The organism is Runella sp. MFBS21 (genome assembly GCF_029433105.1).
Classification (GTDB): Bacteria; Bacteroidota; Bacteroidia; order Cytophagales; family Spirosomataceae; genus Runella.
On the sequence record NZ_JARNTW010000008.1, the window covers coordinates 237,669 to 250,913 of the forward strand.

The following is a 13,245-nucleotide window of genomic DNA, read 5'->3' on the forward strand; positions in this document are numbered from 1 at the left end:
TCTTTGAAATATATTTTAGGATATACTTTTAGAACTTATAGGAGTAACTATCGACATGTTCGGTGTGAGATAGCATTTTTGAAAAAAACTAAAATACAACAATTGAAACTAAAAAAATACAATAATTAAAACAGAGTCGATTTCTCAAAAAACTTACTATAAATACAAAACGCCCCTTTACCCATATTTTTTCTCTGAAAATCAACAACTTAAGTATTCGAATCTTAGGTTTATTATCATCGCCTAGTTTTTCTCTCCCATTGAAAACATCTCATTCCTTGAAATAGTACTATTTTATCTACACTATAACAAAATTTGTTTTTAAGGCTCCTATTGAATGACAGATAAGTACCTAAAATACAACTATTTATATGCCAAATTTCGTATCATTTTCAAAAACATTCAAAAAACCATATCATAGTAATAGTAAAACACTTTTTGTTTCTGGCTATCTATCGCCCTCCTCCTCTTTCCCTACAATTACTGATGATTTGTAATGAATTCTATAAACAATCGTTGTATGCAAAGACTTTTATATAAACCTTACTGTATTCTCACGTTTAAAAAAATTCACAACAATGTCTCTGACTGTTTTAATCACTGGAGGAACGGGTATTATTGGCCGCCGACTAACGGAGCTTTTATTAGCGAAAGGCTATAAAGTAGCTTACTTGAGTCGTCGAGAAGTAGAAATTTCGAATGTAAAAGTCTACAAATGGAACCTCGACAAAGGATGGATTGACCCTAAAGCGCTAGCCGAGGCGGATTTTTTAGTTCACTTAGCGGGGGAAGGAATCGCCGATGGGCGCTGGACGAATCATCGCAAACAAGCTATCATCAATAGCCGCACCAAAACAATTGAATTGATTGCGCGTGAGCTTCAAGGTCGTCCCTATAAGTTAAAGGCATTTGTATCAGCTTCTGGTATCAGTTTTTATGGAACCGATACAGGCGATAAACACCTTGTAGAACAAACCCCTTCTGGAAGTGATTTTTTGGCGCATGTCACACGAAGTTGGGAAAATGCGGCTGATTTGGTAGCCCATGTAGGTATCCGAACTACCAAATTGCGTACCGGAGTGGTATTGACCAACAAAGGGGGAGCATTGCCCAAAATAGCACTTCCCATCCAATGGGGAGTAGGGGCTCCTTTGGGCAATGGTAAACAATGGGTATCTTGGATACACATCGACGACCTTTGTAATATGTACATCGAAGCCCTTGAAAATAATCAATGGCGAGGAGTCTACAATGCAGTAGCACCTAGCCCTGTGACCAACAAAGAACTCACCCGTCTCATTGCAAAAGTGATTCAGCGTCCTTTATGGCTTCCTAATATTCCAGCCTTTGTCCTAAAAGCTATTTATGGTGAAATGGCAAACGTAGTGCTAGGAGGTAACTATATCATCAACCAACGCATCACGAAAGAAACTGATTTTCGCTATCAATTTAGTGACCTTGAGCAGGCTTTAGAAGATAGCCTCAAAAAGTAAAAACTGAGACATCAATAAAAGGATTTCAAAATGATTGTTTATCTTTGAAGTTGTTCGTTTATGTATGAAGTGTTCACAAGCATATTTTTAGCCCCACTTCAAAAATAGTGGCGTTTTTGCCAGCTAATAGTACACTTACCCATTATGATTGAACGATTTTTATCCAGTTATTCAAATCGATTTGTTTCTCGCTATTTGATATTAGCTATTGATGGTGGCATCGTCGTCATTTCGTTTGTAATCGCTTGTATTTTACGTTTCAATCTCAAAGTTTCGGATGTCAACTGGGCCCTTTATAAGTATTATTTATTGACGCTATTTATAAGTAGGCTTTTATGTTTTATTTACTTTCGCTCGTATAGTGGTATCGTACGTCATACAAGTGTAGAAGATACTTCTTTGATTTTCAAGGCCATTACACTTAGTAGCTTTCTCACCATTGTCACTTCTTCTTTTCTCACCTATACCACTGACAATTATCTATTTTATATTCCTATCTCGATTCTTATCATCGAATACTTTATTTCTCTTTTCTTGATGGTAGCGAGTCGTTTTTTAGTAAAAGATATTTACAAAACCCTCATCGCCAATGCTCCCGGAGAAAAAGTAGACGTTCTCATATACGGAGCAGGTGCCTTGGGCATCTTGACCAAAAATACACTCTTACGTAATCGTTATAAAAAGTACAATATTGTAGGCTTTATTGATGACAACGCATCATTGAATTTCAAAACAGTAGAGGGGGTACAGGTCTATCCCGAATCAGAAGCCATTCATCGTTTTATCAAAGACCGAACCGACACTAATCTTGAAGTAGTACTGGCGATTCAGCATATCAAACCACACCGCAAAAACGAAATCATCGAAAATTTCCTAAAACAAGATGTGGTGGTAAAGGTGGTTCCGTCTGTATATGAAAAAATAACAGATCAACAGCTCAAATCCTCCGAAATACGCCCGATACGTATCGAAGACCTTTTGGAAAGAGAGCCGATTCAAATAGACAATCAAAACATCAGCCTTCTTTTGGCTGGCAAAATCGCCATGGTAACAGGCGCGGCAGGCTCCATTGGGAGTGAAATAGCCCGTCAGTTGGTTCGGTTTCGTCCCAAGATACTTCTCCTTTTAGACCAGTCAGAATCAGGATTGTATGATTTAGAGAACGAACTAAAACAGCACTTTCGGCAATACTTAGACGAATCTACTGACATAGTGGTGCAAGTAGCTGATATCACCGATGAAATCAGAATGCGGTATATTTTTGAGCATTATCGACCTCAATTTATATTTCATGCAGCAGCCTACAAACACGTCCCTTTGATGGAAGAGCATCCCTATGAGGCTGTCAAAGTAAATGTATTTGGAAGCAAAATTGTGGCCGATTTGGCGGTGGAAATGGGCGTAATAAAATTTGTGATGATATCGACCGACAAAGCCGTAAATCCAACGAATGTGATGGGAGCTACCAAGCGCCTAGCTGAGATGTATGTGCAAAGCCTCAATAATCGCTTTAATTCAACGCGCTTTATTACTACTCGTTTTGGAAACGTGCTTGGCTCAAATGGATCGGTAGTACCACTTTTTCAGAAACAAATTCAGGCAGGCGGCCCGCTTACTGTCACTCACCCTGAGGTCATTCGGTATTTCATGACTATTTCAGAAGCGTGTCAGCTGGTATTGGAAGCAGGAAGCATGGGAAAAGGTGGAGAGATTTTTGTTTTTGACATGGGCGAACCCGTTAAAATAGCTGATTTAGCCCAAAAAATGATTAAACTCTCGGGGCTTAGTTTGGGCAAAGACATTGAAATTCAATACACAGGTTTGCGCCCCGGTGAAAAGCTTTATGAAGAATTACTAAGTGACAAAGAGCATACCCTTCCTACTTATCATTCCAAGATACAAATCGCCAAAGTCTATACGCAAGATTTTAATGCCGTATCTAATGCCCTTTCCGAACTAAAAAAAATCTTAAAAGATGGAGATAAAGCACTTATTGTAAACCATCTTAAGATTACGATTCCAGAATTTATCAGCAACAACTCGATCTATGAAACTTTAGACGACTTGGAGTTACAATGAAAATTTTTTCGACCTCTCAAATCAGAGCTTGGGATGAGTATACCATTACTCACGAACCTATTTCGTCTTTAGCTCTTATGGAAAGAGCCTCCGCCGCCTTTGTGAGGTGGTTTTGTGCCCGCTTTGACAATCGCCGACCTATCAAGATATTTTGTGGAATGGGCAACAACGGCGGTGATGGATTGGCTATTGCACGCATTTTACATCAAAAAGATTACCAAGTAGAAGTATTTGTTCTTAAGCATTCTCCACAGGGTTCCCCTGATTTTGAAGCCAATCTGACGCATCTCAGCTCATTCATAAATCCCCGATGGTTAGTTAGTTCAGAAGACTTTCCTTGCTTTCACCCTTCCGATATTATCATTGATGCCCTTTTGGGATCGGGGCTTTCACGTGCCGTTCATGGCACACTGTCGGATTGTATCCAACATATCAATCAAAGCACTGCCACTATCATTTCAGTAGATATTGCAAGTGGGCTATTTGCAGATTTTCCCAATACTCCCGACAACGTAATTGTGAAACCTACGTTTACTGTGTCATTCCAATGCCCCAAACTTGCGTTTTTACTTCCTCAAAACGCTGATTATGTGGGTGATTGGCAAGTAGTGGAGATTGGACTTCATCCAGAATACAAGGCCTCATCACCTTATTTTTACACACATGTTTCTCCCAATATAGTCAACCCGCGAAAAAAATACGCTCATAAGGGCAGTTTTGGTCATGCATTACTTATTGCGGGAAGCTACGGAAAAATCGGTGCGGCAGTTTTAGCAGCTAAGGCTTGTTTACGAGCAGGAGTAGGACTATTGACTGTCCAACTGCCGCGTTGTGGATATGATATTTTACAAACCAGCCTACCAGAAGCCATGGTAAGCCCTGACTGGCATTGGATGGTCAATACGACCGTTCCTGATCTAAAACCTTACTCAGCGATTGGAGTGGGGCCAGGCTTAGGAAAAGATTCTTTTACGCTTATTATGCTCAAAGAACTGCTCAAATCGGTAGAGTCACCCATGGTAATTGATGCCGATGCACTCAATTTGATAAGCGAAAATCCAGAATTATTGAATTTGGTCCCTCCTCATTCTATCCTTACGCCTCACCCTAAGGAATTTCAACGATTATTAGGTAAAACGTGGGACAATGATTTTCAAAAAATAGAAGAACTGAGAAATTTTTCTCAAAAGCATAATGTAATTGTTTGCTTAAAAGGAGCTCATACGGCTATTGCTCTTCCAGATGGATCTATTCATTTTAATTCGACCGGCAATCCGGGAATGGCCACCGGGGGTAGCGGAGATGTACTGACAGGCATTATTACGGCTTTGTTGGCTCAAGGTATTTCGCCTATCGAATCAGCTATTTTTGGGGTTTATCAACATGGGCTAGCTGGCGACCGAGCCGCCCAAAAGTGTACCCAGCCGGCCCTTATTGCTTCGGATATTATCAATGCAATGGGCTGGTGATTACCAGCCCATTGCACATTAACTATTCCTCTTGTATAACTTCTTTTTGCGATACACTCACATACAGATATTCTAAATTTTTAAAACTCAGAATATCTGTATTTACGAAATTTATTTTCCTCCAATTGGATTGTCCGTAGTGATGGTTTTTCTCTTGGTAACCGTATAGGGTACACATTTTTGAGGTGGACAAGTACAATCAGGCGCATTGATAGTTAGTTTAGTTTTGCACAAATCGGTAGAAGTTGCCGTCACTTCTACGTTCTGATTTACCGGTACTCCTGTTATTGTAAACGTACCGTTTTCGTTATTCACAACCTGACCTAATGTACTTGTCACGACACCATTCGAGCTAACTTTAAAGGAATAGGTCTGCAGATTATCAGCACACTTAGGTGCTTCACTTAAAGTAAGGGTTGGAGCTGGATAAATAGTAAGTGTCAAAGCAATACGTGAACTTGTGCAATTTGAAGCATCGATTTTACGAGCTTCTACATAATACGTACCTGCAGTTGTAGGCTTGTAAGTCAAAGTACCTTCGGCAATCTTATTACCACCTACAGCAGCATCATACCAATCTGCCGTCTCTCCTGCTCCTACAGTCACAGTCAGTGCAGTAGCCGTATCACCTTGGCAAAAAGTCTGATTAGGACCAATAGGCGAGTTTACGGAAGGACAATTACATACAGGGGCGACTACTTCCAATGTGGTTTTACAGTCATTGACGCTAGTTGCTGTCACGACCACATTTTGCCCGCTAGGAATGCCACTGACTGTAAAAATACCACCACCATTGTTGATAATAGTATAGGAGGGAACTGTCGTAAGGGTCCCGTTTGAAATTACTTTTAAAGAATAAGTTTGTAAATTAATAGCACAAATTCTTTCTGAAATCTCCAATATAGGTTTAGAAGTATCTCCCTCTACCGTCGTAGAATTGCTACCTTTACAACCATTGATAGTATTTGTCACTTCTACCGAATAAACACCCGGCGCGGTTACCGAAAAACTTGATACATTTCCAGGGTTTGTCACTCCCGATGGAACCGTCCAAGCATAACTAATGCTAGCGCTTGCGTTTGTAACAGTAGCCGTAAGTGTCTGCGAAGGGGCTGCACAAGTTAGTTCAATGTTGTTTAAAGAAACCGTTGGTTTTACTTTGTTTTCTGAAACTATTGCAGTATCACTTGCCGTACAGCCGTTGGCAGGATCAGTTGCCGTTACGGTGAAAGTTCCAGCCGTTGAGGTTGTGTAGTTTTTCGTCGTCGTATTGGCTGGTACTCCGGGGCCTGACCACACATACGTCAATCCGTTAACAGGGTTGGTGGTAGGAGATAGTTGCAAGCTCGTAGTAGTACAAGTTAGTACTCCACCATTAACTGTAACGGTGGGCTTGGTCGTGTTTGAACTTACAATGGCAGTATCGCTTGCTGTACAACCGTTGGCTGGATTCGTAGCCGTTACGGTGAAAGTACCCGCTGTTGACGTTGTATAGTTTTTCGTCGTTGTATTGGCTGGTACTCCGGGGCCTGACCACACATATGTCAATCCATTCACAGGGCTGGTCGTAGGAGATAGTTGCAAACTCGTTGTAGTACAAGTTAATACTCCTCCATTAACTGTAACGGTGGGCTTGGTCGTATTTGAACTTACGATGGCCGTATCACTCGCCGTACAGCCGTTGGCTGGATTCGTAGCCGTTACGGTGAAAGTACCCGCTGTTGACGTTGTATAGTTTTTCGTCGTTGTATTGGCTGGCACACCCGGTCCCGACCATACATAGGTCAATCCATTCACTGGGCTAGTCGTAGGAGATAGTTGCAAACTCGTTGTAGTACAAGTTAATACCCCTCCATTGACTGCAATCGTGGGCTTGGTCGTATTTGAACTTACAATGGCAGTATCACTTGCTGTACAGGTAACGCCACCTTTAGTAACTGAATAAGTAACAGTATAAGTACCCGCAGCAGTGACAGAGGGGTTTTGGCTAGTACTATTGAAACCTCCCGGACCTGACCAGCTATAACTTGAAGATGTAATACCCGAAGTAGGACTTCCCACTGCTGTAATTTGCAAATTAGCCGGAACACATTTTACCACCCCTCCCGTAGCCGACACCACAGGTTTTACTACATCTACTTGATAGCTCACAAAAGGTTGACAATCATCCGTTGCATCTTTTAAGCAAGCGTATACATAGTAAGATTTTACTTGGCCATCTACCGCAGGAAAGTTATTAGAATTAATAGAAGCCGAGCCATTTGAAATACTCCCCGATCCTAATACTGTTTTGCCATTACCAGTAGCCGTATATGGATTAGCAACCGCCGTGTTGAAGCGCACCCACTCGATGGTAACAGGCGATAGTGCAGTAGTGCTTGCAGAAAATGATACATTCGTATTAGGACAAATAGTCTTCACCGCTGAAGGATTCGGATTTGTGAGCGTAGGACAAGTAATATTCAAGCACGCAGCATCTACTTTAATATAATCTCCACTTGCAAAACCTTCTACTCTTACATAACTAGTATTGGCCGGGGCTGTGCCACTTAAAGTATAATACTGAGTACGTGGGTAAGGTCCAAAATCAACATCCTTGTTTACTTCTACTTGTTGGGTATTTAGGGCCTGATTGGAAGCATCGTAAAATATCAATCTTATATAATGATTTAAGCTGGGCTCATGCGTACCAGCCCAAATGGATAAGCTAGCAGTACTCCCTGGCGTAATTGCTACATCTTGCCAGAAGCGGGCATTATTGTTGTCAGTATTTTCTTCCAAATAGCCATTTTTATCACCACAGACTTCAAAACCCGTACCATTATAGAAATTTCCTCCTGAAGAGTTCCATCCCGTCACCCCGTTTTCAAAACTGGGATTTATCAATTTATTGTCGGGGCACGTACATGATGCTTCGCACGTAACTTTGACATTCAAATTTGCAACTACTGAAGTACCGGTAGCCATATACGTAATACCATTATAGACCACTTCAGCTCTTACAGAGGTACCATTATTGATGGGAGAAGCGTCATAAAAACCATTAGAATTTGTGGTTACCGTTCTGATAACGTTGTTGGTACTCAGATTGCGGACAACGACTGAAATTCCACTCAATCCTTCTCCAGAGTCATATGTAGCATCTCCATCTTTATCACAAAAGACATAACCCGTGACGTCTGTTGCAAAAGCAAGTTGTGATGTAAATACCAGTATCGCCCCTAGCATACATCGCAGAAGCAACAACCGTAAGTCTGTAAGGGTTTCACCCTTCTGTTTGGGAAATGTAAAAGTGGCCATAAGGGGCATAAAATTTAAATTAAAAAGCAGGATATATAAGGGGTATTGAGAAAAGTGGAGTTATTTGAGGGTAACCCCACCTTTCTTGATTTTTTTGATTGTCATCGGAATACACACATCTTTAGGACAACAATTTGCCGAAGGTTCAACAATGATAGCACAGCACCCTTGCGTAGGACATATATTGTTGGTTGCTTCAAAGGTATAGATACCAGGCTCTGTGATAAGAAATACATTCCCTGTAGCAACTACCTCGGTTCCTTGGTTTTTAAACCATTTTACATTTTTATAAAACTCAGGTAGCCTAGCTTCTATGACTTCACCTGCGCATACTTCCATAGGCACTGTAAAGCATTCGTAATCAATATCATCTTCCTCTTCTTCACCATTGCATGGAGTAGAGTCCTTGTCTTTTTGGGTCATACTACATATCTCTGCTGTATTGAACCACACTCCTTGCCGTACCACTTTTACTACTAATTGAAGAGTGGCGGTATCACCAGGAGCTAAAGAGCCTATTGTCCATTGTTTTGAATTAAAATCATAGTTGCCCGTGGCAGTAGCATAGGTGACATACTCTACTCCAGCGTTCAAGGTATCCCTTACTACGATGTGGGTAGCCGTCGAAGCACCCTCATTCCACACTTTGATAGTATAGGTAAGAGCATCGCCTATTTTTGCTACTTTTTTATTAATTGACTTATCAAGGGCGAGATCATAATCTCCTTCGCAGTTTTGGAAACTAGGAGCAGGGGCAGGCAAAATACTCGCACAACCGTTAGCATTTTTTACGAAAATAATATGCCCTCCACTGGTCGACAAATTCAAAACTGTAAGTTGGTTATTACCACCTACATTTGTCAATGTTTGCTTTATTCCGATTGGAACTGGTCCATTGCCTATCGACACAAAGTCCGTAGCCACAACTACTTCAAACAATCCTGCTCCCGAAATCCGTAAATTGACCCTATAGGTAGTATCGCCTGTACAAGCAGGAATGGAATCCAAGCTGAATTGAGGAAGTGGCAATATGGTGTAAATCTTTTCGGCATAAGGGGCACAATTAGGAACGCTCGTAGGGAGATTTTTCAAAATGGCATAGACATAATAATTGACAGGGACTGTACCTGAGTTGGAAGGTAACACCAACCCCGGAAAACCATTCGGAATAGAAGCGACACCATTTGTAGGCTTCACTTCTTCTAGCAATGTTCCCCCTGAGTACATGCTATTACCCGTTTTTGGGGTGGTAAAATAAACAAATCGTATAGTTTGAGAAGTATCAGATACATTCACAACCATAGACTCCCCATAACTACCCGAACAAAGTGTATCACGCGCATCTGTAGTAGCAATGGTAGGGCACAGACTATTACAAGGACTCGCCGATATCGTCACAGTAGTATCTTTAAAGCAACCCGATTCCCCAAAAACTCTTACGTAATAAGTTATGGTTGGGGTATTGTTGGCAATATTTTGTGCCAAAACTAGCGGTAGAGTACCAATGACAGTGGCTGCAGCGGCATCAGTAGGTAAAGTTCCAAAACCAGTTGTATTGAATGCATAACGTCCGTCAACATTTCCAGTGCCAATACTTACTTTACCATTGTTTTTGGGTTGACCGTTTTCACATTCTGGAGTTTGTACTTGTACCAAATAAGAAGGTTTTGAAATAATAGACAAAGTCACCGGGACACGCGTCGGATTTACTTCTCCGTTGCATCCTTGTACTGTACTTTTTGCTTGCATATAATACGTCCCTACTGAAGGCGCCGTAAAGGTGAGAGAATTGGCCTGAAGCAAAGTACCATTGGAAGAAGCACTATACCAATCTACGGTGGTATTGGTGTTTACTACTGCCGTGAAAGTTGGATTAGGAATGGTACTACCTTCACAAATACTCACACTAGAAGCCAAAGCTGAAGGTATGCTGGGCGTACAACTACAATTTGGTGCTATGATAGTGGTATCTACTGCACATCCATTGAGGTTTGAATTCAACACCAAATTTTGTCCAGCGGGTATATTAGAAATCGTATAAGGATTTGAACCAGAAATGTTAGTTCCATTGGGAGATGCTACCGTTACGAGTCCAGTTGAGGCAATTGTTACGTTATAAGTAGAACTTTGAACAACACAATTAGTGCTTATCCCACTGAAAGTTGGTAGGGGTTTTATAGTAGCAGTAGCCTGCACAGGGGTGCTTCTACAAATAGACTGTGAGTTGCTTACACAAGCTACATAATAGGTTTTATTTTGTGATAAAGAAGGGGTTACAAAACTATTGCCTGTACCCAATTGAGTTGTAAGTGCTATATCGCCATACCAGGTAGCAGTAGTACCAGTAGCACAACCCGAGGCCGTCAACGTCACTGTTCCTAATCCACATCGACTAGCAGAAGTGGTGGTTGGAGAGACAATTTGAGGACAACTACAATCGGGCTTATTTACGGTAAGCCTTTTCAGACAGCCATCTAAAGTAGCTGTAATGCTGTATTGAGTTGTATCTTTTCCTACAGTCACCGTAAAAGTAGTACCACTTCCCGTCACAATACCCGCGTTGGCAGTTACAACTGTCCCGTTGGAGACAGTTACGGTGGTTATATATTTACTGTTGTCTTGCGAACATACCGACGATACCAATACCAATTTAGGTGCTGGTTTTACTGCTACCGTCACTGTATCAGTAGCTTGACATTGATTGTGAATATTGGTAACGGTTACGTAATAATCAGTAGTTGTGTCTGGTTTTACGGTGATTTTGGGCGTTGTGGCACCCGTACTCCACAAATAAGTAAAATCTGTCGTATTTGTAAATCCAAAATTCAACTCCGTCCCCGGACAAATCGGATTAAGTTGGATTTGCGGAATAGTAACCGAAGTTTTTTGCACCCTTATTGTATCCTTACATCCACTGCTATTGGTAAGTACAAAACGATAAAAACCATTTTTATCCAAACTAGCGATGTTTCCTTGTGCATCAATCGTAGCGGCATCTGTATTACTAGGATTATTGGGATCATTGAAAGACAAAAACGCCCAACTTTCCCCGTTTCCTGCCATTTTGATTTTGGCAGCGGGAGTACATACTACCGTATCGTTGCCTGCATTGGGCTTGGGAAGCACCACCACCTGAACAGTATCAGCTATTTTACAGCCTGTGGCATTGGAAGTAACTACAACACTATATGTAGTTGTTTGCAAAGGACTTACGCTAATAGTAGCAGAGGTAGCATTGTTGCTCCATTGATAAGTTACATTCGAAAGGCCTTGATACCCGAAAGTCAACGTCTGACCAGGACAAATATCATAATCGGGTAGATTAGCAACTACAAAATTGGCTTTTGTGACCGTTATGGTATCACTACAGCTTGCATCAGCCTCTTTTTTCAAAATAAAACGGTAAGTCCCACTCACTGTCAAGCCCGTCACTAGACCCGCACTCGAAACAGTGGGTGTGTTGTTATTGCTTGATGATAAAAACGACCAAGTTTGCCCCTGAGCTGCTGTTGTTAGTTGGATACTTGTGCTACAAACTGTTGTATCTTTACCTGCATTAGGTTTAACACATACGACATTGCCACAACTTGGTACATCTCCCAAAAAAGGATAAATGTGCATCTCTCCACTTACCATCACGTAATTTTGTGCAATGAGCTGCCCCTCAATGTTTGAATTGTTTCCTCCCGTTTCTTTGTCTACACTTGCATAAGGAGCCAAAATACTTCCTTCCACTGTAGCACCTCCATCAATTACTAGATTGCCGGTAACTGCTGGAAAATTCCAGAGGATATAACCCATCGTGCCGTTGACATTTTGAGTTTTTACTTCCCACGTAAAATCAGTACCCGTAGTTACATTGATAATGAGTGGGCGGCTAGCCGAGGGAGTAAAATCTAAATTAAGGTTATTGATTGAATTTAAAGCAGCGCCTGTCACATTCCAAATTCGTGGCCCCGTAGCTCCCGCTTCATCTTTCAATATTAGGTTTGTCCCATTTATATCTGTTACCTTTCCTTGAAGTGTCCAGGTCTCAATATTATTTTGACACAAAGTAAGATTTTGAGAGTTGGTTTTGAGTTGTGTAAAAGCATTTCCAAAATCAATTACATTGGCTTGGCACACAGGGTTACTAACCGTATCAACTCCTAGTCCCGAAAAACTAGAAGTTAAGGAAATATAAGCAGGAGAAGGACTATTGTAACTGCTTCCTTGAGTCGTAATTCTGATATTACTAACCGCATTGTTGGCGTCTTTATACCATACTTTAAGTGGATCTATACTGGCATTGCCTGTTGCCAAACAATTCCCAATTTTTAAATATCCATTATTTAAAATTTTAAGTTCACCTTGCACCAATTTCACTCCTCCTCCTACTACTAGCCCCACAGTGACACCACCCACCTGAAAAGGCGATGCTCCATTTGTATTATTAGGTGTGACTAATAATTGATACCCTTTTACCGTAAGATTTCCTCCAATGGCAATGGCGCCTTCACTTTCATTAGATTCGAGGGTGGCATTTCCTTGTAAAAAAACATTAAAACTCCCCGCCGGAGCAAGTGGATTTTGAGCGCCAATATATACAATAGGCAGTCCCACTAGTAGGCATAAAATGGAAATTAACTTGTGCAAGACAAGTCTCAAGAGTGAGCTCAACGTAGAGTTGAGCCCCTCAAGACTTCTGTGTAAAGTGAACATATAAAGTAGGGTAAAATAAAACGCTAATACAAAAACATCAGTCTATAGTCTTTCCATTAGCCCCAACTAGAAGCACGATTTTCTTCTAGTTTCAGCATGGATTTTGACACCAATATCCCAATTTGTAAGACCTTATTCTTTCCAATTTCCCGCACATAGGAAAACAATCCCGTCGACAAATGGTAGCTTCAAGTCTAGTATCG

General features: G+C 41.1%; 5 protein-coding genes. 3 read left to right on the plus strand and 2 right to left on the minus strand.

Going from position 1 to position 13,245, the window contains the following annotated elements; all coding sequences use genetic code 11:
- Positions 1-578: 578 nt before the first annotated feature.
- The 3 genes from P1X15_RS17590 to P1X15_RS17600 all read left to right on the plus strand — a co-directional run bounded on the left by P1X15_RS17590 (position 579) and on the right by P1X15_RS17600 (position 5,041).
- Positions 579-1,493 (plus strand): TIGR01777 family oxidoreductase, encoded by a 915-nt coding sequence (locus P1X15_RS17590; protein ID WP_277339447.1) that lies wholly within the window; start codon positions 579-581, stop codon positions 1,491-1,493.
- Positions 1,494-1,637: 144 nt separating this feature from the next.
- Positions 1,638-3,572: a nucleoside-diphosphate sugar epimerase/dehydratase gene (locus P1X15_RS17595; RefSeq protein ID WP_277339448.1), complete on the plus strand. Its 1,935-nt coding sequence runs from the start codon at positions 1,638-1,640 to the stop codon at positions 3,570-3,572.
- On the plus strand, positions 3,569-5,041 hold the full coding sequence (locus P1X15_RS17600) for an NAD(P)H-hydrate dehydratase (protein WP_277339449.1): 1,473 nt from the start codon (positions 3,569-3,571) through the stop codon (positions 5,039-5,041). The genes P1X15_RS17595 and P1X15_RS17600 overlap by 4 nt, the downstream gene beginning before the upstream one ends.
- 111 nt (positions 5,042-5,152) lie before the next feature.
- On the opposite strand, the gene P1X15_RS17605 is transcribed toward P1X15_RS17600, so the two are convergent.
- Both P1X15_RS17605 and P1X15_RS17610 read right to left on the minus strand, forming a co-directional pair.
- On the minus strand, positions 5,153-8,341 hold the full coding sequence (locus P1X15_RS17605) for a hypothetical protein (RefSeq protein WP_277339450.1): 3,189 nt from the start codon (positions 8,339-8,341) through the stop codon (positions 5,153-5,155).
- 60 nt (positions 8,342-8,401) lie between these two features.
- On the minus strand, positions 8,402-12,976 hold the full coding sequence (locus P1X15_RS17610) for a collagen-binding domain-containing protein (RefSeq protein ID WP_277339451.1): 4,575 nt from the start codon (positions 12,974-12,976) through the stop codon (positions 8,402-8,404).
- Between the last annotated feature and the right edge of the window lie 269 nt (positions 12,977-13,245).